Source organism: Bacillus sp. FSL L8-0199 (assembly GCF_038005705.1).
Taxonomy (GTDB): Bacteria; Bacillota; Bacilli; order Bacillales; family Bacillaceae_G; genus Bacillus_A; species Bacillus_A cereus.
In genome coordinates this window covers 2,305,060-2,323,900 of sequence record NZ_JBBOTS010000001.1, presented here as the reverse complement: position 1 = coordinate 2,323,900, position 18,841 = coordinate 2,305,060, and the positions used below count along the sequence as shown (strand labels likewise).

Here is an 18,841-nt window from a genome sequence, read left to right as displayed (position 1 = left end):
TCCTCAGCCCCCTACAGTTTTTTCTACGTAATGAGGATAATGCTCTAAAAATTCTTCTTCTGGTGGAAATCCCAGTTCAAACGATTGTCTAATTTCTTTTTTACTGGCGTTTTGCAAGTAGATAGGTAAATAAAAATGTTCCATAGGGAACCCGAGTACAATTGCGATTTGCAAGGCTAATTTTCCTCCCGGATCGCGTCTACCAGTCTCTAAATCTGCAATATGTCCAGGGGTTACACCAACCTTATCTGCTAGAGCCGCCTGTGACATACGTTTTTTACCACGTAAATCGGCTAACCAAGTTCTTTTCATATGTTCACCTCCAGACAACCTTTAATGATTTTTATTATACTGGCGTTTTGCAAGTAAGTAAAGTGATTTTTCAACTTTTTCATAAACACCTACCTATTTTTACTTGCAATATGCGTGTATTTACCATTGTGTAATTGTCCAATAAAGTGTTATCTTATATATAGATAACAACAAAAAAATAAAAAACGTTTTATATATTTTTATAAAATTTATAAAAAATAAAATCGATGAAAAATATAAAAAAGAATTTAACGGGGGTAAAAAGTATGGATATAGGAGCTCAATTAAAATTCTTACGAAATAGACGTGGTTGGACAATGCAAGAAGTCGCAGATCGTATTGGTAAAAACGATTCTACGTATAGTGGATATGAGACAAATAAAAGAAAACCAAACGCTGAGGTTCTTGTACAGCTAGCAGACATATTTGATACTACTACAGACTTCATCTTAGGAAGAACAGAAAATCCAAACGGTCTTAACTTTAATGTAAAAGACTTTTTAGATCAAGGCAGACTTCATTCTGATGGGGTAGAAATTACGGATGAGCAAGCTGAAATTGCTAATGTTTTATTAAGACAACTCCTACAAAGAAAGCAGCAATAAGTAAAAAAGGATTAGCCAGATGCTATTCCTTTTTTTGTTGCAATATAGCTGTAATTTGTTTGTACTGCTCTGGAGTAATCTGTCCTTGCTTATACAACTCCTCCATTAGATAATTCATATCACAACTTACTTTTTCAGCTCCGAACAACTCCCTAATTAAGCGTTTTGTTTCTTGTTTGGCCGTCTCTTTTTTCACCTTATTTCCTCCCCTTCATCCTTACCGATTTGTGAAATATGTATCAATTGGTATAATTTTTCCGGAACTCCCAAAAACGTGACACGCCTATAAAAGACGAAAGACGCTACTATAAGTAGCGTCTTTTTAACTATTCATTTATATTACATCCCACCGGGATCGACCATCATTAATTGTACTTCTTTAGTATGTACAGTAGCTTTTTCTTTACCTAAATCTTTAGTCTGATCTGCACCAGCACCGATAACCCCAATTGATAACGCAAGTGCGCATAATGTAGTGACTAAAATTCTTTTCATTTTACAACACTCCTTCAGTTATTAAAATGCGCTTCGGAAGTTGCGCATATATTATACTTCCCGTTTTTTCAAATTTTTCTAAAGATTCCCTCGCGATAATTGTATCATTTTCAATTCTAGAAAGATAGTACATTTGGAAAGCAGATAGACCTTGATCTTTTAACCTTTCAAAAATTCTATAACCATTTTGCTTATCACCATATAAACACTCATAATAAGCAAGATCACCATCACTAATAAAATCAAAATCAATATTATCTAAATTAAATCCGAACTCAATATATAAAAAGGCAAGAGTCGTTTTAAAAGAGTTGTATTTTTGAGTTCCTTTCGGTGAACTTATACCTTCAAGGCATTGAATAGCTTTCAAGATATATTTTTCTGCCATTAATGGATTCTCAAAAATATAACTTTCACCTAAACAACAATATGCTGTAGCTTTTACTACTGTAAAATTCAATTCGGAATTTATAATCGCATGGCACGTAGCTCTACAGCTATCAATTTCATTGGCATGCAACTGAGTGTACGCAATTCGTTCCATATGCTGCATGCGTAAACAATCTTTAATATAACCGTTATCCATCTTAGCGACATAAGCTTCTGCCGCGTCCGCGTATGATGACATAGCACTATACCTTTGATTATCATATTCTGCTGCCATTAGTAATGTATTTAATAATACCTGACACTCCAAATCTGATGAAACACGCGTTTTGTATATTTCCTCCAGAAGACTTTGTCCTTTTTTTCGATTCATATTCCGATGATTATATAGATTGTATACATTTAAATATTTACGTACATCTTTTTGAAGCTTCTTTAAGTCTGGGTCTTCTGTTTCCGCTTTGAACTTTTCGATTAACATATCTATAAGATCGTATTCTCCTGCTACCTGGCAATAACTCAATGCTTTTCTTACATTCAAGCTAGTTCCACACTTTAAAATAAAATCTTTAATCCTTCTTGTTTGTTCTATGGGACTTTTATACACATGACGAACCAATTTTTCAAAAACATCAAATTTCATTTCTCCAGTTGCAAAGGACAGACCATTTGTAATTGTTGTTCTACTAATACCTGTATCTTTCGCTAACTTTCTTGTACTCATATTTTTTGACTGAATCGTGTTATTCAGTTCATTCATCAAAGCCCTCATCCGTATCCCCCTAAATAGAACACAAGACACAGCCCCTGATTTTCTCAACAAGAAAACGATCCATATGGATTTAAAACTATTTGAAGTATGATATACTTGAAGCTGACTCATGGAAAGTTTTACCTACATTCGCTAGGGTAAAACGTTACAGTGGTGTTACCGCACTACTGTAACGCCGTGGGTCTTTTTGCTCTTTTTTTTTATTTTCATCTTATCATAAAATTTAGAACATTCGTTTCACTCTTTTCTCAAACAATGTTGAGAAAGTTTTTTCTAAATTTTTCAGAATCCCAGCAAGAAACTTCCCCCATTATACTTCAGGGTAATGGGGGACTATTTGTCTTCTCGGTTTATAATTTTTGTCCCTATAAGCATACCGCAGATGCTGAAATTCGAGAAAAGAGCAAAGTAAAGATGGAGTCATTATTTACTTCAGCACAAGCATAATGAAATTATCTAGTCATTTACCTACCTTTTTACTTTCAAATAAAGCTAACTGTAATTAATGATAGTTCCACCTCACTGAATATTACCCTTCACCATGAGAGCATAGCAGAATAAATTCCTAAACAAAAGCATTTCTCTTAGCTCTCAAACCGTAAACAAATCGGGAATCAGCACTTGTCCCTAAGTTCTGACTCCCTTTTATTTGTTCTTATATCTATCTGTTATACAGTTGCATGCATTCCCTTATACAAAACTGACATTGCCGCTACTATAAGAATCATACCCATAAAAGCAGGTGCGGCATGACCAAGTGATACATAGATTTGTCCTCCAATAATCGGACCAATCATTCTTGCTAAAGCTTGAATAGATTGGCTTCCACCTTGAATCCTTCCTTGTTCATTAGAACTGACAGACTTTGAAAGCATCCCGTTGAATGAAGGACCGAAAATTGAATCCCCAAAACCAAACATTAGCATTCCAACGATAAGTAGTGGAGAGAGTGAAAATACAGCTGATGCTGCAATAAAACTGTATCCTATAATCTCCGAAACCATCCCAAGAATTGCCATTTGTTTATCACTAAGCTTGATTAAAAGCTTTGGCATTATAAAACTTTGTGAAACAATATCTTGAAAGCCCAAAATTGAAAACATAAGTCCGATTAATGCAGGTTTCCAACTGAAAGTATCCATTGTAAATTGCGTGAAAATTGCTTGTAAAGATCCGTTAGGTATCCAAAGTAAAAACGCTGAGACAAGTAACCATTTTAAATTTTTCATGGAAAGTATATTTGCTAGCTGTGCAAAAGGATTTAACCTTACAAAAGTAATCTCTTTTAACCTGTTATTTTTGTCAAGACTCTCAGGCATGTATTTCATACCATATAAAACATTTAATAAAGTTATGAACGCTCCAAAGTATAAAGGTACAGAATGACCAAACTTTGCAAGTAAGCCCCCAAGAGTTGGTCCAATAATAGTTCCCGCACCTACAACTGCACTCACCCATCCAAAGTATTTCGTTCTCTGCTCTTTCGGAATGATGTCTGCAAAATATGCGAAGATAGTACTTATGCTCCCACCTGTTATACCTTCTATTATCCGTCCAGCAAATAATACCCATAAAGCTCCTCCTATGCCAAAAACTAAGTACCCAATTGCAGAACCAAATAAGCATATTAAAAGTAATGGACGACGGCCATACTTATCGCTTAAAACCCCGAGTGCTGGAGCAGCTAAAAACACGCAGGCCGCATATACGGAAGTTAGTAGTGTAACAACTAATGCTTGTTCTTCCGGATTACTTGTATATGTCTGTACTAAGAATGGGACTACAGGCATGATGATACTGAAACCTATACCACAAAGAAATACAGAAATAAGTCCGAATAGTAAAGCATGTTTATCTATGCTTTTTTCAGTTTCCCTTTCATTTTGTGATCTAAATATAGACATTTAACTTCTCTCCTTAAAATGTTTTGTTGCTTTGTCAACAAAATGATAACTCCGTTTTGTTGATTAGTCAACAAACATGAAATGATAAAAAAGCAGCCTATTCTCATATTAGAGTAAGGCTGCCATTTATTCTTAAAATGTTTTACGATTTAATATGTATACCTTGTTTCTTTATTTCTACATCCAAATGTCTACTATACTTTTCCACAAAGCTAATTATACTGTTGAATTCTTCTTCAGTTACTTGTTCAAATACAGCTTTATCCCGCTCTTGAAACTCTTTGTGCAGATCTTCATGGATTTTATAAATTTCTTTCCCTTGTTCGGTAAGCCTAAAATAAATTTCTTTCTTATTTTCTGACTTTTGGTAGCTTTCAACAAGGCCTTTTTGTATGAGCTTCTTAGTCATTCTACTTATAGCACCGCGAGTCACATAAAAAGCCTCTGCGAGTTGCGTCACGTTAGAATCTGCATTGTTTTCAATATATTCAATGCAGTGGACTTCAGAAGACTTAAAACCTTTAAGACCTTCTTCCATCTTATCTTTATTAAGCCAAACCAGCTTATTATATAATTCCCTGAAACCGTTCATGACCTGTTCTTCTTTATTCATGACCTGCCCTCCTCACCGCTCATTAGCACATTAAAACTATTATATTAAATTTCTGCTTACATTTCGACAATATTGAAATAATTATTGTAACATTAAAGATATGTGTAAAAATAGGCGCTTAAATAAAATAATTTTTAAACAGCAAATTTTGCAAGTTTATTGCTACTTACAGTAAACAGTAGGCAAAAAGTAAGAGCTAAGACTATTTCTCTTAGCTCTTCTTTTATAAAACTATTTCACTTCATTAGCGACAAAAAAGTGCTCACATACACTTGATATGCGCTGTAAGTCTACGTTCCCACCAGATATAACCGCTACTACTTTTTTTCCTTTTATATAGCTATCAACTTTTCCTGCAAGAAGTGCAGCAGTTGCTAATGCACCTGCACCTTCTACAACAGCTTTCCCACGTTGTAATAAATCTTTCATCGCTACTTCCAGCTCTTTTTCTGATACAGTTACAATATCATCTACTAATTCTTTTACAATTTCAAATGTTAATTCTCCTGGTATTTTAACTGCGCAACCATCTGCAATAGTAGGCGCCTCATAATGTTCTACGATTGCGCCTTTATCGTAAGATGCCTTCATTCCATGAACATTATCTGCTTGGACACCAATTATATTAATGGATGGATTAAAAGATTTCAATGCTACAGAAATACCAGAAATAATTCCGCCTCCACCTATTGGTACAATGACAGTATCTACATCCCACATATCATCAAGAATGTCTAATCCAATTGTACCTTGACCAGCCATTACCTCTACATCATCATATGGATGTAAGTATGTTTCACCTGTTTCCTTTATAATTTCTTCACATTTTGCCTTTGCATCATCAAAGGTTTCACCATGTAAAATCACTTCAGATCCATATCCTTTTGTTGCTTCAACTTTCGCCTGCGGTGCAGAAATTGGCATAACAATTTTACTCTTAATACCGAGTAAATGAGCAGATAATGCAACTCCTTGTGCATGATTACCTGCTGAACATGCAATTACACCTCTTTCTTTTTCTTGATCCGTGAGCCGCGACATTTTATTAAATGCGCCACGGAATTTAAACGAACCCGTTAATTGCATATTTTCTAATTTCAAATGAATTTCTCCGCCCGTTTTACTAGTCAAGTAAAAAGATTTTACTAATGGCGTTTTACGAGCATTTCTATCTAGAATTTTGTGAGCTTTTTTAATATCGTCTATATGTAATCGTAGTTTTCTAGTTATCATACTGACACCTCTTCCACTGTTCTATTTCTAAGTTTTCGTAAGTCGTAGCTCCTTTATACGAAAAGAAAAAGTCTTTATATATGTACCCCACTCTGAAATAAACACATTTGCAAACAATTTAACATTCTCTTCATATCACGTTCTTTATAATGATTTAAACATGCAATTTGAATCCAATTATTCTTTTGTAAATAAGATGACTCATAATGAACGATGTATCCTTGTAATGCTAATGCATCGCCTACTACTTTAGAAGAATGATCTTCGCTCAATACAATAGTAAGTATAATTGGCCCGGCATGTTTTTTAGGTGAAACAAGCTTTAAACCCATATCAGTAATAACTTCTTCAACATAATCGAATGTCTCTTTAATTTTTACAAATGCCTTTTCATCTTCAAATCTCTTCAACGCTTCTTGCAATGCATAAATTAAATTCCATGATTGTGAGTATGGAATGCTTTCATTTTCTTCATACATACCAATGTCCATATAGGCCGGCACAGCCTCGTTTATTTTTACAATGTGGTTATGAAAAACGAAAGAAATTCCTGTATATGATTTAATCGCTTTACCGCTAACACCACTTGCAAAATACACATCCTTCAAGTCTAATGGTATTGCTCCAATTGAGCTTATGCAATCTACACATAGTTTCATTTGATTCTCGTTACAAAGAGTATTTAGCTCGTTTAAATCGTTTAACATTCCAGTAGATGTTTCATGATGAACAAACCAAATCCATTCATAATTTCCAGTTGTTATTATTTCTTCTAATTCGTTATAAATAAACGGCTCTCCCATTTCTTTTTTATAAGTATCAAAATGTAACCGTGCTCGTTTTGCATGTCCAACTAATCTATTACCAAATTCCCCATTTGTTAATACTAGTCCTTTCCCTTTTAAAGAGCGTAACTGTAAAGCAATCGCATCATTTGCTAACGTCCCTGTTCCTAACATAAGCTGTACATGTTTTGCTTTTGTCATGTAAAGTAACTGTTTTTTCACATTGCCCATCATCACTTGAAATGACTTAGAGCGATGCGAAATAGGCCGCGTAGAAAATGCCTTTCGAACGTTCTCTTCAATATCTACTGGACCAGGTAAAAACGTATATTCTTTCGTCATAATCCCCCCAACACTCGACTCTTCAAACATAGCAGGGGTAACATACATTGGCTGGAAGGCTGCTTCTTCTGTACCAACTAACGTATGGAAAGATTTGAATCCCATTTGCTCATATAAAGCTAGTTCACGTGTTGTTGCAGAAATGAGTGCTAATTCATATCCATTTAGAAGCAAATAACGATGTAGAAAACGAATTAATCCTAACAACGCTCTTCCATTTCTATATTCACGTTCTACTGAAAGTAAACGAATTTCATACATTTTTTCTCCATGCTCTTGCAAATAAACATCTAAATTTGAGATTTTATAATCTAACGAGAATGGTCGTTTTCCCCGCACTGCGACCATACCTACTAATCTATCCTCATCTAAACAAATTAAATATGTATTTTCTTTATGAAACCGATCTATACGAAACCGGTCTTTCGTTTCTTCATGTTGTGGTATCTCTTCCACAAAAGTTTTATAATTTAATTTATGTATACTTTCAAATTCCCAATCTTGATCAGCAACTTTATAAATTAACCCCATGCCTTATCTCCTTTATCTATTTAATAAAAAATGATAAGTGGAGATTATCCCCACTTATTAAACATTCATTTTATTCTCGATTCACATATAGAATAAGTACAATAATCATTCCACTTAATATAGTGGTAACAATAGAATAAGAATAAAGAATCATACAAATTGGTAAACAAGCAATTGTAATTAGTCCTGGCTTCGTAAACCCTTTAAATATTAAATAAAATACAATAAAAATGCCTAAGAGGGTAAGCGCTATCAAATAATCAAATGCGATTAGTCCTCCTATAAATGTTGAAATACCTTTACCGCCCTTGCCTTTAAATAAAACTGGATAAATATGTCCAATAATAACGGCCAATAATGTTAACATTACGAATGTAGGATCTTCAAAAAGAGATTTTGCTACAGCAACAACGATTGCCCCTTTAATCGCATCACCTAAAAATGTAGCGATGAAATACCCTTTTCCATATACGCGCCCCATATTTCTTGCGCCAGGATTTCCGCTTCCTTCATCCCTAATATCAACGTTATGTCTCAATTTTGTTACTATATAAGCGGTCAATATGTTTCCAATTAAATAAGAAGCCACCAAATACAAAAACTGCATACTATTAATCATGTAATCATTCACTTTCTACATGGGATTACATATACAATATTCAATTACTACGTATATTGTACGTTTTTAACATACATCCCTTTATACATTTTAACATCATATTTTTACAAATCATACAAAAATTCTCATACACTATTTTTAAAAATATATATCCCTCATTAAATAATATGTTCCTTTCACTGCCATTTCTGCTTGTGATACGAATGTAATTTCTTTCATACTATCTTCACAGCATTTCTTAAATACAGCAAATATTTCAGGAACTAAACGCAATATACTGCCACTTACTGCAATTGGCGTTGAGTGCTTAAAGTTCAACTTGTTATAAACACTTACTGTAATCCTTGCCAATTCCTTTCCAGCTTGCATCATAATTTCATGCGCATCATCATTGCCATTTCTCGCTTCCTGAATAACTAATGGCGCGATTGCTGCAATTTTATCTTTAGAAGAAGTATATACTAAGCTTTTTATATGAGACGGTGTCAAAAGTTGAAACTGCCTTTGAATGTTCAAACTCAATGGACAAAGACTGATTCCTTGATCGAACTGAATTGCCATTTTCTTTAAAGCTTGTAATGCAATCCAATATCCGCTCCCCTCATCTCCTAAAATATGTCCCCATCCACCGCTATACTGATATACTTCCCCTTTCTTTCCTATACAAATTGCACCTGTACCACCTATAGTTAATATTCCCTCCTTACCTTTTAAAGCAGCTGCATGCGCGATCATTGCATCATTAAAAATTTCAATTTTTGTTCCGTATTTCTTTTTTAAACGTAATGTTAATTCATTTGTATTCGCTCCGCTTATACCAGCTAACCCTAAACAAATACAAACGCAATGCTCATTTATTAAACTCTTCTGGCATTGATTAATTGCTTCCATAATATGCAAAAGTGCCTGATCAAAATCTATTAATACATTTCCAAATCTGCTCGTACCTCTTACAACTTCATTTCCATCTTGATCAAATGCAATTGCCTCGGTCTTCGTTCCCCCGCCATCTACTCCAATCATATACTTCATATGTTCGCCTCATTTTCATCTGCGTATGGAGGGAATGTTATATTCCCTAAAATTACGGAATTCTTAGCACCTGTTGCGCTCGGCACATTACTCGGATTACGATGATACGTTTCGTTTGCTAAAATAGCAAATGCAATTGCTTCTTTCGCTGCTGAAGAATGACCAATATCTTCTTGTATACATATGCTACATTTCTCTTCTCTTAATCCATTCCGTAACATTTCAACAAGTGTATTATTATAACTTCCACCACCACCTAAAATCACCTCATCAATTTCATAATACGGCAAAATAAACGCCTTATAATGATGAACAATTGAACATGCTGTAAACATCGTGACAGTTGCCAATATATTTTCTTTACTATGCTTTTTAAATCGATTCAATAATTCAGTCACAAACGCTTCTCCAAACTGTTCTCTACCTGTTGATTTTGGTGGTTTCATGTTCAAAAATGGATGGTTCATGCAGTATGTTAAAATTTCATCTACAACTACCCCCTCCTTTGCAATCCAACCATTTTGATCATATGGTACATGAAATAATCTTTGACATACTTCATCGATTACCATGTTGCCTGGTCCAGTATCGAAAGCAATAACACTCTCTTTACTTCGTTTACTTGGAACAACTGTAACATTACCAATCCCGCCAATATTTTGTAGTAGTCTATTTTTAGTTTGATGCCGATATAAAATAACCTCTGAATATGGTACAAGTGGTGCACCTTGTCCCCCTGCCGCCATGTCCATCGTTCGGAAATTCGAGATAACCGTCGTGTTTGTTTCATATGCTATTACTGCTGGTTCCCCAATTTGCAATGTTGAAGAAATAATATTCTCTTCTTGCTTTGACTGATGATAAATCGTTTGTCCGTGAGAGCCTATTAAATCTAATTGTCTCAAAGGAAAATTGGCCTCTTTACAAACTTCCTTTACAGCATTGGCGAAGCATAAACCAAGTTTAAAATTCAAGCTACATATAAGTTGGACATTCGAAGTTTCAATTGATAACGCTTGTTGGATCTCATTTTTCATATCATTACAAAATGGAACAGTAGTAAAATGGATGAGTTCGATTTTAGAATCTACACCACTTCCTTCTATATGAACGAGCGCTACATCTATTCCATCTAATGAAGTACCAGACATTACCCCTGCAATATACATAACGTGCATGACCTCCTATTTACTAAAAAACAATCATGTAAGTAACCAACGTACAACCAATCGAAAACAATATAAATCTAAAAAACAACTGAGCTTTCGATGCAAACGATCCATCAATGAAAGAAACAACTACCGTAAGCAAAACGCTTGCCGCAATACTTGTAACGAGCCAGATACTATGCATTTGTGATAAATTTAGCATGCCTAATAAAGGGACAAAAAGTAAATTTGCACAAATCACTCCAAATAATAATAAAAACACACCTTTATAACTAAATTTTATATTCATTCAATTTCCCCCTTTCTAATTTTAATGTGAAAGAAGTGATAGACAAAAAGTCTATCACTCAAAATAACAGCATGCAGATTAAGGATTAACCGACTCTCCGTCACCATTCTTTTCAATTTCAAGCATATTTTTGTCGTACATTTTAAAGAATGGTAAATAAATAAGGAACGATATTGCTATATTTATAAAAACTAATACAATCGCACGCCAATCTCCACCTGTTGCTAAATATGCACCGATTGGAGCAGGTAATGTCCATGGCGGCATAATATGCGTTGGTGTTACAAATCCCATTGCGGTTGCAGCATACGCTATAGTAGCTGTTACTAACGGTGTAATGACGAAAGGAATAATTAAAATTGGATTTAATACGATCGGCAAACCGAATATAACCGGTTCATTTATATTAAAAATCCCAGGGACAATACATGTTCTCGATAATGCTTTCGAATATTTTGATCGACCAAATACAATCATAGCTAACACAAGCCCTAACGTTGCACCCGAACCACCAATCCAAATAAACCATTGATAAAACGGTTCTGGTGCAATAAACGGAAAATGACTCGCTCCACTTGCTACAGCTTCACCGTTCTTTCCTAAATACACATCCCAAAGTGGCCTTGCCACAGTACCTACAACTGATACTCCGTGTATCCCGAAAGACCAGAAAAACGTAATTAAAAATACAGGTATAATAACGCCAAAGTAACTATCACCAGCTTTTACTAACGGTGCGGCTAGTTTATCTACAACGTAATGTAAATCAACTTTAAAAACGACTGTAATAAGACTCATAATAATAATAACGAATGCTGCAGGTATAAGTGCTTCAAATGAACGTGATACTGACGGTGGTACTTGTTCTGGCATTTTTATCGTTACGTTATTCTTCTTACAAAATCTTAAAATCTCAACTGATAAAATAGAGACGATCATCGTCACAAATAATCCATGACCTCCAAGATTTGTCATCGGAAGCATGAATCCTTTTTTATCAATTAACTCAGGCGTTAATGTTAAAAGTAGTGAACATACCGCAAGCTGTGCTCCTGATAAAGCATCTAATTTATAACTTTTCGCTAAATTATATCCTATTCCAAATGCTATATATAAGGACATAATAAACATAGTTAAACGATATGGTATCAATATACTTGTTTGATTCTTTAATGCCCAAACCGATATGAAACTATCTTTCGGCAGTGGTGGAAATGCTACTATTAAAAAAAAGCTTCCTACTATAATAAATGGTAACGCCGAAATAACTCCATCACGGATTGCTTGTAGATGCCTCTGCTCAGAAAGCCTTGCCATCGGGCCAGATAAGTTTTTATCAAGAAACGTGACAAACTTATTCATAACGCTTCCCCCTAACTAATTAATTCATTTACAGTTTTTAATAAAGTCGGGCCTCCAAGTGGCGTGTACGCTTGCGGTGGAATGATGCCACACGGAATAGATTCCTCCTCTGCAAATTTTTTTACAGAGTCAAATCGGTGTCTTATTTGAGGTGCCACCATTACGACATCCCAGTCATTCTTTACTTCTTCCTCTACCTCATTCGTTCCAATTGCATGCACTTCCATGTTCACACCATTTTTCTCCGCTTCTTTTTTTAAAGCGTTTACAACAATTGCACTGGACATTCCTCCAGAACAGACGAACAAAACTTTCATTTATTAATCCTCCTATACTTATAATTTATTACCCTTCAAATGAAAGGAAGTTTCACTTTACTAACAAGCATATGAAGTAGTAAATGAATTTAGTTATAATGAAAGTAAATTTCATTAAAAATATTTTTCCTATTAAATTAATGTTTCAATATGCAATTTTCTCTATTGCAAAGTCAACCTCGCCTCCTATATTATTTTAAATAATCATATGATAGGGAGGCGTATAAATGATCGTTAAACGTTTATTAATGATATGTTGTATCGTCATCTTGTTCATCCCTTTCTCTTTCATTCCCCCTCACTCTACTTATGCTGAAGTAAATACTGCATACAAAAAACATGAATTACGTGCTGTATGGATTGCATCTGTTCTGAATATTGATTGGCCCTCAAAAACTGGCTTACCCATTGAAAAACAGAAACAAGAATTTATAAGATTATTAGACGATGTAAAAAGCACTGGTATGAATGCAGTTGTTGTACAAATTAAACCAACCGCTGATGCTTTCTATCCTTCAAATTACGGTCCTTGGTCTGAATACATTACAGGAACACAAGGAAAAGATCCTGGTTATGACCCGCTTGCATTTATGATTGAAGAAACTCATAAAAGAAATATAGAATTCCACGCTTGGATTAACCCATACCGAATAACGATGAATCACACCGATATAAATCGATTATCGAATAATCACCCTGCAAGGCAACATCCCAATTGGGTTGTCTCTTATGGCGGAAAGTTATATTACAATCCCGGTATTCCAGAAGTGAAAAAATTTATAACAGAAGGTGCTTTAGAAATCGTGCAAAATTACGATATTGATGCGCTGCATATGGATGATTATTTTTATCCATATAAAGTAGCCGGTGAAGAATTTCCAGATCAGAAAACGTACGAAACATATAATAACGGTAGATTTACAAATATAGAAGATTGGCGACGTAACAATGTAAATGAACTTGTAAAAGATTTAAATACTGCTATAAAACAAGAAAAATCATATGTAAAGTTTGGCATTAGTCCGTTCGGCGTATGGAGAAATATAGCTGACGATCCGACTGGCTCTAACACAACCGCAGGCCAAAGAAACTATGATGACCTTTATGCTGACACACGTGAGTGGATACAAAAAGGATATATTGACTACATTACACCGCAAATATATTGGAATATAGGTTTCACCCCAGCTGCATATGACATATTAGTAGATTGGTGGGTTAAAGAAACAAATAACAAACCGATTCACCTATACATCGGTCAAGCGGCCTATAAAATTAATAATAACTCCGTCCCTGCTTGGTCTGATCCAGAAGAATATCCAAGACAAATTGCATTAAACCGGCTATATCCTGAAATAAAAGGTAGTATGCATTTTAGCTTAAAAGATATTAATAACAATCCACTTGGAGTTAAAGATAGACTCTCAAAAGACATATATAAATATCCTGCATTAATCCCGCCTATGCCTTGGCTTGATCATGATCCACCAAAACAACCGACTTTAAAAGGCGCCATTCCAAGAGATGAAGGTATTGCAATCGGTATCATTGACAATAGAGATAATGATTCTGCTTATTACGCTATTTACCGCGCGAATGGGAAAAATGAAGTGGATATACAAAATCCGAAAAATTTACTTACTACTGTAAGAAAAACAAAACTTGGAGAAATTTATGTAGATAAAACAGTTATTTCTGGAGAAACGTATACGTATGTCGTAACTGCAGTTGATCGATTGCATAATGAAAGTGTGGCTTCTAGTAAATCTACTATTCAAGCAAAATAAAAGTAAAAGCCCCCATTTTTTTGAATGCGGGCTCTTACTTTTATTTTCGTAGTTCACTATATTGAATATGAATTCTATTCTCAGGGTTTTTATCTACTGTGTAAAGTACAAATAAGAAGAACCATTCTAGTGGCTTCATTAAAATATAAACAAAATCAGCCGACCATTTCGTATTAATATGTTTACTAATCGGATAACCGTATTTATCATAAAAATTACGAATAACTTTATGACATTTTGGTACCCGCTCCTCAATTACATTTTCAAAAGCGTTCGCAATTAATAACTGTCGATTAACTGTAATTCTTTCCCCATGCCTAATTCCTGCTCGTAATGGCTTAACGATGTTTTTATGGCCTTTCACAGAAACTGTACATAAATAATGCCCATCGCCGGAGACAATTTGAGGACTTGGGGCAGGAATCTTAGAATAATTAAAACTACTTGTTTCCATAAACACTCTTATAAAACTATCTGGTTTTTGGCCAAACAGTATTAAAATAAATTGAACAATTAACAAGACAGGAAATAAACTTATCATCCAGACTGTAGCCATTTTTTGATATCCAAAAGAAATACGATACAGCAATAATATAATTCTGTTGCTCTGCGTATAATCTTTCTCATTCTGAGATTGTATGAAATAACCTAATGTATTTCTTAATTTAGCTAAGAATAATAGACTAAAGGCAAGCATTCCAACTTGAATACAAAAGACTGGAATGTATCTCAATCCTCCTAATTCCGTATAAAAGGCAAAGCCTGTATGGGTAATATAGATGAATGTATATACAATGTTTACTATCATTAAAGTACTATAAAAAATATAAAATATTGGTGAAAGTTTTATTAATCCTGTTGTTAATCTCCAATACGAAACTCCACCTAAAATAACTAAGAGAACTACTATCGCAATGTAGTCATGGGCTAAAGAAGCATATTGATCAGACATCATTCCGTTCTTTTCAAATTTATGTAATGGTATTCCTGCTCTTACATCATTTGCATTCCACATAATACCTAAACCAAAGATAAAATAACTCAAACCCATTGATAATATTTCCTGCGGCTCGAACTTTAGTATACTTGAGGAATTCTCCTTCTTCGATTGGAAACTATCCCAAGCTTTACTAATAGGGTAGCCAAGAAATAAAAATAGAATTACAAATAGTATGACTAACTCAAATAGCACAATATCATACCCCTTTTATAATAATTGTTTACACAAAGTATAAAAAAACACTCTATATTTTACCATTTATTAACGTTTGTATATACAATTTCACAAAAGATTACACTCCCTCAATTCAAAAAAAACGCCTAAAAGCTGAAACATTCAACTTTTTAGGCGATCTCTTCTATTTATTCTTAAACTTCTCAGTCGCTGCTCTCATCTTCACATTTAAATCGTGATCAATTGAGTCGCGAATATCTCGCTCTACTACTTCCATTTCTTTTTGGAAATTTTCCAAGTAGATTTTCAGTTCTTCTTCCTTCTCTGGTCTTTGTGAAGGTGGTAATTGTACTACCAACGATAACATGGCCGTTAAATCTTTCATTAAGAACGTTTCAAGTTTATGTTGTTGTTCAAACATGCGTTGCTCTTGATAGTACGGAAGTGCATTCAATACTGAAATTGTAATATCATCAACCGTTCTTTGTAATGAAGGATTTATTGAGCGTTTATACGCTTGAATTGTATTTAATGCGTCTGGATAACGGTCATAAAAATACAATTTGTAAAATGATAAGTCTGTCGGTTTTACAGTTTGCTGTGTTTCTTGTCTTAAGAAATCTTTCACTTTCATCGCAGCTACATCAATATCTTCATTCGTAAGCTTTTTCGTAGTTTTTGCCATTACATGCACTTTTTTCTGCTTTTCTTTCGGTAACATCGAGAAGACTTGTTCTCTCGTACGTTGACCTGATGCACAAAATAGAGTATTTAATGTATTTTGTTCTTTCTTTCCTTCAGTGCGAATCCAACGATAAAACAGTGGATGTTGTGTAAATTCTTGTAGAAACGGTATTGATTTGTTTGATAACTTGTCTAAAGAATCTTGCGCTCTTTTATATGGCTTCGTCCATGAAAAATACAGCTTCCGTCCGAAATATACCACTAAAACAACGACAGTAAATGCTATTAAAAGCAATGTACCGAGTAGTAATAATACTGTTTGAATGAAACTCATTTGTTCACCTCCTCTAATAATCCGTTATTTCCTTGGACGCTGAATGAGTTTCTGCTTCATCTCATCATTAAATGTGTCTAGTTCAATAACGAACTTCTTACTTGACTCGATAATACGTTCTGACGATTTTTCAGATGCTTCAATTGCAGCGAACACATTTTGGAATGATTCACGTAATTTATCCATGCTAATAGCAGGGTTTTCAAGCAATTTTGTCGTTTCTTCTGTATTTTGTTTTAACGCTTGAGAATTACTTAATACCATCGATTCAATTGCTTCATTTGTCGCATTCACTGCATCGATTGTTTTCCGTTGATTTGTTAACGCTAACTGAATAGCAGCTGAAACCGTTACAACGTTTTGCGTCATCGTAATTGCATTACGAATTGCCTCTGTTAACTTTTCATTATTTTTCTTAATAATGTCTACAGATGCGATAGATTGTAATAAAACACTTTTCGCTTGCTGCATATTACGTGTACGTACAAGTATCTTTTCTAACGCATCGTTAATTAATGGAATATCTCTTTGACGTTCTGGATTTTGTTTCTCAGCTTCCAGCATGCCAGCAAGTTTTCTCCCTAAGTATACTTGCTTATCAAGAGCGTGAATTTTATCATGCGATTGCTCTTTAAGCATTTCAAGACCAACTGTATCTTCTTGTAAGTTGTCACGACCAATTAGAAGGGATCTTATAATCTCCTCAATTTGCTTATCTATAGATTGATATTTATGCACGTATGTTTCAAGTGGGTTTTTCTTGAATACTTTAAACATAATTTTCTTCATACCACTTGCTTTAAGTGAATTGGGATCAAGCTCTGATACCACTTTTCGTAATTCTAACAATGTATTTGGAATTTCTTCGTTTTTTCCATTCATCATCGCTGTTACAGGACGTTTTAATGCTGACAACGTTTGTCCTGCTGCTTGTTGCTCTTTATCTCCTAAATCTCCTAGCTGAGACAATACTTTTGATAAATCTGTATTTTGCTCGCTATTTAACTTTTGTACATAAAGATCAGCTTCTTTATTCAGTTCCTCTAATTCTGCATCTTTTATAACTGTATCAACCACTACTTCTACATTATTATCTTTCACGATCGATACAGGTTCTTTTTTCTCGAGTTCAGTCAACAAAATCGCTCCTTTATTTATATGTGCGAATTTATATGCACTATATTTCATCAATTATATCGTATTTCATATACATTCTGACTGCTTGAAATCGATTTTTTTAGAAATGCCTGTTTATGCAGTCATTCCCTGTTTCTTACTATAAGTATACCTGTAATCAACATAATTTTCCTCAGACTTAAGACCTAGAGAACGACATGCTGAAGGCGGATTCTTCGTATGTTACTATAAATTATGTTCTCCTATCCTACTGTACTCAATCTTTTGACATACACCCTTTTTCAATGTGATAATTATATTACGCTATACCCTATTTCTTCTTATGCGCTACAAATGCTCCATTTTGAAATGCCAATAAAACCGTTTCAAACATTTCATCTTCTTCTATCATTTTTCTAAACTCGGCTAATTCATTTGCATGAGAGGTTGCGTTATCAACAACAAGAAAACCCTTTGGTTGTAAAATGCGTTTTATATGCTCAAGCCACCACATGTATTGCGTACGCTCTGAATCTAGGAAAATAAAATCAAATGAATGATCTAATTGCGCATCTAAAAATGCCCCTGCTTCTTGATTATGAACATCAATCCTTTGTAAAAGGTTTGCCTTTTCAAAATTGACAAGTGCCTCTCCAACTCGTTCTGAAGAAAGCTCTACAGTTGTTACATTTCCATTTGTTTCTTCTACCGCATTAGCTAACCACAATGTAGAATAGCCATTAGAAGTTCCGATTTCTAAAATGTTTTTTGCGCTACACCCTTTTACTAAAATTGATAAAAATTGCCCCATCTCACGAGTAATATTCCGTAATTTTTCTTCCCTTGTTTTTTTATTTCGATCATGCTCTTCTCCATATTGTTCAAGTTGAAATAATAATGAATCTAACGTATCCATTTTTTTCATCGCCTTTCCAAAGCAATATGATGAAAAAGCTCTTGCTGCCCGTCTACTTTCATT

The 18,841-nt window shown here is 34.4% G+C and carries 20 protein-coding genes and 1 pseudogene; 3 read left to right on the top strand and 18 right to left on the bottom strand.

Annotated elements, in window-relative coordinates; all coding sequences use genetic code 11:
- Nucleotides 1-3: 3 nt before the first annotated feature.
- On the bottom strand, nucleotides 4-312 hold the full coding sequence (locus tag NST86_RS12100) for a helix-turn-helix transcriptional regulator (RefSeq protein WP_340933792.1): 309 nt from the start codon (nucleotides 310-312) through the stop codon (nucleotides 4-6).
- 266 nt (nucleotides 313-578) lie between these two features.
- Here NST86_RS12100 and NST86_RS12095 point away from each other — a divergent pair, with 266 nt between their 5' ends.
- Nucleotides 579-917, top strand: coding sequence for a helix-turn-helix domain-containing protein (locus tag NST86_RS12095; protein WP_098430480.1), 339 nt, complete (start codon nucleotides 579-581; stop codon nucleotides 915-917).
- A gap of 22 nt (nucleotides 918-939) precedes the next feature.
- On the opposite strand, the gene NST86_RS12090 is transcribed toward NST86_RS12095, so the two are convergent.
- The 3 genes from NST86_RS12090 to NST86_RS12080 all read right to left on the bottom strand — a co-directional run bounded on the left by NST86_RS12090 (nucleotide 940) and on the right by NST86_RS12080 (nucleotide 2,571).
- A complete protein-coding gene (locus NST86_RS12090; protein ID WP_000712297.1) occupies nucleotides 940-1,113 on the bottom strand; it encodes a hypothetical protein in 174 nt (57 codons plus the stop codon).
- A gap of 143 nt (nucleotides 1,114-1,256) precedes the next feature.
- A complete protein-coding gene (locus NST86_RS12085; protein WP_176524318.1) occupies nucleotides 1,257-1,412 on the bottom strand; it encodes a hypothetical protein in 156 nt (51 codons plus the stop codon).
- 1 nt (nucleotide 1,413) lies between these two features.
- Nucleotides 1,414-2,571 carry an AimR family lysis-lysogeny pheromone receptor gene (locus NST86_RS12080; RefSeq protein ID WP_241667537.1) on the bottom strand — a complete coding sequence of 386 codons (1,158 nt, stop codon included), beginning with the start codon at nucleotides 2,569-2,571 and terminating at the stop codon, nucleotides 1,414-1,416.
- A 378-nt stretch (nucleotides 2,572-2,949) separates the two neighbouring features.
- On the opposite strand from NST86_RS12080, the pseudogene NST86_RS34855 reads away from it, so the two are divergent.
- A pseudogene (locus NST86_RS34855) lies at nucleotides 2,950-3,018 on the top strand (YkvA family protein); the annotation flags it as partial.
- 221 nt (nucleotides 3,019-3,239) lie between these two features.
- On the opposite strand, the gene NST86_RS12075 reads toward NST86_RS34855, so the two are convergent.
- The 10 genes from NST86_RS12075 to NST86_RS12030 form a co-directional block, all read right to left on the bottom strand.
- The gene (locus NST86_RS12075; protein ID WP_016117917.1) at nucleotides 3,240-4,475 is read right to left on the bottom strand and encodes an MFS transporter; all 1,236 of its coding nucleotides are present in this window, start codon (nucleotides 4,473-4,475) and stop codon (nucleotides 3,240-3,242) included.
- Between the two features lie 142 nt (nucleotides 4,476-4,617).
- Nucleotides 4,618-5,088, bottom strand: a complete 471-nt coding sequence (locus NST86_RS12070; RefSeq protein ID WP_001030903.1) for a MarR family transcriptional regulator — start codon at nucleotides 5,086-5,088, stop codon at nucleotides 4,618-4,620.
- Between the two features lie 231 nt (nucleotides 5,089-5,319).
- Nucleotides 5,320-6,321, bottom strand: a complete 1,002-nt coding sequence (tdcB, locus tag NST86_RS12065; protein ID WP_000632968.1) for a bifunctional threonine ammonia-lyase/L-serine ammonia-lyase TdcB — start codon at nucleotides 6,319-6,321, stop codon at nucleotides 5,320-5,322.
- A 74-nt stretch (nucleotides 6,322-6,395) separates the two neighbouring features.
- Nucleotides 6,396-7,979 (bottom strand): aminotransferase class V-fold PLP-dependent enzyme, encoded by a 1,584-nt coding sequence (locus tag NST86_RS12060; protein ID WP_193533202.1) that lies wholly within the window; start codon nucleotides 7,977-7,979, stop codon nucleotides 6,396-6,398.
- Nucleotides 7,980-8,049: 70 nt separating this feature from the next.
- A complete protein-coding gene (gene plsY, locus NST86_RS12055) occupies nucleotides 8,050-8,598 on the bottom strand; it encodes a glycerol-3-phosphate 1-O-acyltransferase PlsY (protein WP_016117915.1) in 549 nt (182 codons plus the stop codon).
- A gap of 138 nt (nucleotides 8,599-8,736) precedes the next feature.
- The gene (locus NST86_RS12050; protein WP_000876614.1) at nucleotides 8,737-9,630 is read right to left on the bottom strand and encodes a BadF/BadG/BcrA/BcrD ATPase family protein; all 894 of its coding nucleotides are present in this window, start codon (nucleotides 9,628-9,630) and stop codon (nucleotides 8,737-8,739) included.
- On the bottom strand, nucleotides 9,627-10,799 hold the full coding sequence (gene anmK / locus NST86_RS12045; RefSeq protein WP_000274973.1) for an anhydro-N-acetylmuramic acid kinase AnmK: 1,173 nt from the start codon (nucleotides 10,797-10,799) through the stop codon (nucleotides 9,627-9,629). The genes NST86_RS12050 and anmK overlap by 4 nt, the downstream gene beginning before the upstream one ends.
- 22 nt (nucleotides 10,800-10,821) lie before the next feature.
- Nucleotides 10,822-11,088 carry a hypothetical protein gene (locus NST86_RS12040; protein WP_001021966.1) on the bottom strand — a complete coding sequence of 89 codons (267 nt, stop codon included), beginning with the start codon at nucleotides 11,086-11,088 and terminating at the stop codon, nucleotides 10,822-10,824.
- 78 nt (nucleotides 11,089-11,166) lie between these two features.
- Nucleotides 11,167-12,450, bottom strand: a complete 1,284-nt coding sequence (locus NST86_RS12035) for a PTS sugar transporter subunit IIC (protein WP_001032289.1) — start codon at nucleotides 12,448-12,450, stop codon at nucleotides 11,167-11,169.
- 11 nt (nucleotides 12,451-12,461) lie between these two features.
- On the bottom strand, nucleotides 12,462-12,767 hold the full coding sequence (locus NST86_RS12030) for a PTS sugar transporter subunit IIB (RefSeq protein WP_000865905.1): 306 nt from the start codon (nucleotides 12,765-12,767) through the stop codon (nucleotides 12,462-12,464).
- Between the two features lie 227 nt (nucleotides 12,768-12,994).
- Between NST86_RS12030 and NST86_RS12025 the strand changes: the two genes are divergently transcribed.
- Nucleotides 12,995-14,554, top strand: a complete 1,560-nt coding sequence (locus tag NST86_RS12025; protein ID WP_000636011.1) for a glycoside hydrolase family 10 protein — start codon at nucleotides 12,995-12,997, stop codon at nucleotides 14,552-14,554.
- A gap of 40 nt (nucleotides 14,555-14,594) precedes the next feature.
- On the opposite strand, the gene NST86_RS12020 is transcribed toward NST86_RS12025, so the two are convergent.
- From NST86_RS12020 to NST86_RS12005, 4 genes are all read right to left on the bottom strand, one after another.
- Nucleotides 14,595-15,746 (bottom strand): DUF6688 domain-containing protein, encoded by a 1,152-nt coding sequence (locus NST86_RS12020; RefSeq protein ID WP_016117914.1) that lies wholly within the window; start codon nucleotides 15,744-15,746, stop codon nucleotides 14,595-14,597.
- A gap of 166 nt (nucleotides 15,747-15,912) precedes the next feature.
- A complete protein-coding gene (locus NST86_RS12015; RefSeq protein WP_000008378.1) occupies nucleotides 15,913-16,746 on the bottom strand; it encodes a DUF3974 domain-containing protein in 834 nt (277 codons plus the stop codon).
- A gap of 24 nt (nucleotides 16,747-16,770) precedes the next feature.
- Nucleotides 16,771-17,883: a toxic anion resistance protein gene (locus NST86_RS12010; protein ID WP_000137398.1), complete on the bottom strand. Its 1,113-nt coding sequence runs from the start codon at nucleotides 17,881-17,883 to the stop codon at nucleotides 16,771-16,773.
- Between the two features lie 310 nt (nucleotides 17,884-18,193).
- Complete coding sequence (locus NST86_RS12005) at nucleotides 18,194-18,787, bottom strand: O-methyltransferase (RefSeq protein ID WP_016109961.1); 594 nt, start codon at nucleotides 18,785-18,787, stop codon at nucleotides 18,194-18,196.
- Nucleotides 18,788-18,841 lie beyond the last annotated feature (54 nt).

Coding starts and splice junctions, on each gene's coding strand:
- NST86_RS12050 (WP_000876614.1), bottom strand. CDS start 9,630: ATGAAGTATATGATTGGAGTAGATGGCGGGGGAACGAAGACCGAGGCA.
- NST86_RS12060 (WP_193533202.1), bottom strand. CDS start 7,979: ATGGGGTTAATTTATAAAGTTGCTGATCAAGATTGGGAATTTGAAAGT.
- NST86_RS12005 (WP_016109961.1), bottom strand. CDS start 18,787: ATGAAAAAAATGGATACGTTAGATTCATTATTATTTCAACTTGAACAA.
- NST86_RS12015 (WP_000008378.1), bottom strand. CDS start 16,746: ATGAGTTTCATTCAAACAGTATTATTACTACTCGGTACATTGCTTTTA.
- anmK (WP_000274973.1), bottom strand. CDS start 10,799: ATGTATATTGCAGGGGTAATGTCTGGTACTTCATTAGATGGAATAGAT.
- plsY (WP_016117915.1), bottom strand. CDS start 8,598: ATGATTAATAGTATGCAGTTTTTGTATTTGGTGGCTTCTTATTTAATT.
- NST86_RS12085 (WP_176524318.1), bottom strand. CDS start 1,412: ATGAAAAGAATTTTAGTCACTACATTATGCGCACTTGCGTTATCAATT.
- NST86_RS12035 (WP_001032289.1), bottom strand. CDS start 12,450: ATGAATAAGTTTGTCACGTTTCTTGATAAAAACTTATCTGGCCCGATG.
- NST86_RS12070 (WP_001030903.1), bottom strand. CDS start 5,088: ATGAATAAAGAAGAACAGGTCATGAACGGTTTCAGGGAATTATATAAT.
- NST86_RS12040 (WP_001021966.1), bottom strand. CDS start 11,088: ATGAATATAAAATTTAGTTATAAAGGTGTGTTTTTATTATTATTTGGA.
- NST86_RS12030 (WP_000865905.1), bottom strand. CDS start 12,767: ATGAAAGTTTTGTTCGTCTGTTCTGGAGGAATGTCCAGTGCAATTGTT.
- NST86_RS12080 (WP_241667537.1), bottom strand. CDS start 2,571: ATGAGGGCTTTGATGAATGAACTGAATAACACGATTCAGTCAAAAAAT.
- NST86_RS12100 (WP_340933792.1), bottom strand. CDS start 312: ATGAAAAGAACTTGGTTAGCCGATTTACGTGGTAAAAAACGTATGTCA.
- NST86_RS12095 (WP_098430480.1), top strand. CDS start 579: ATGGATATAGGAGCTCAATTAAAATTCTTACGAAATAGACGTGGTTGG.
- NST86_RS12025 (WP_000636011.1), top strand. CDS start 12,995: ATGATCGTTAAACGTTTATTAATGATATGTTGTATCGTCATCTTGTTC.
- tdcB (WP_000632968.1), bottom strand. CDS start 6,321: ATGATAACTAGAAAACTACGATTACATATAGACGATATTAAAAAAGCT.
- NST86_RS12075 (WP_016117917.1), bottom strand. CDS start 4,475: ATGTCTATATTTAGATCACAAAATGAAAGGGAAACTGAAAAAAGCATA.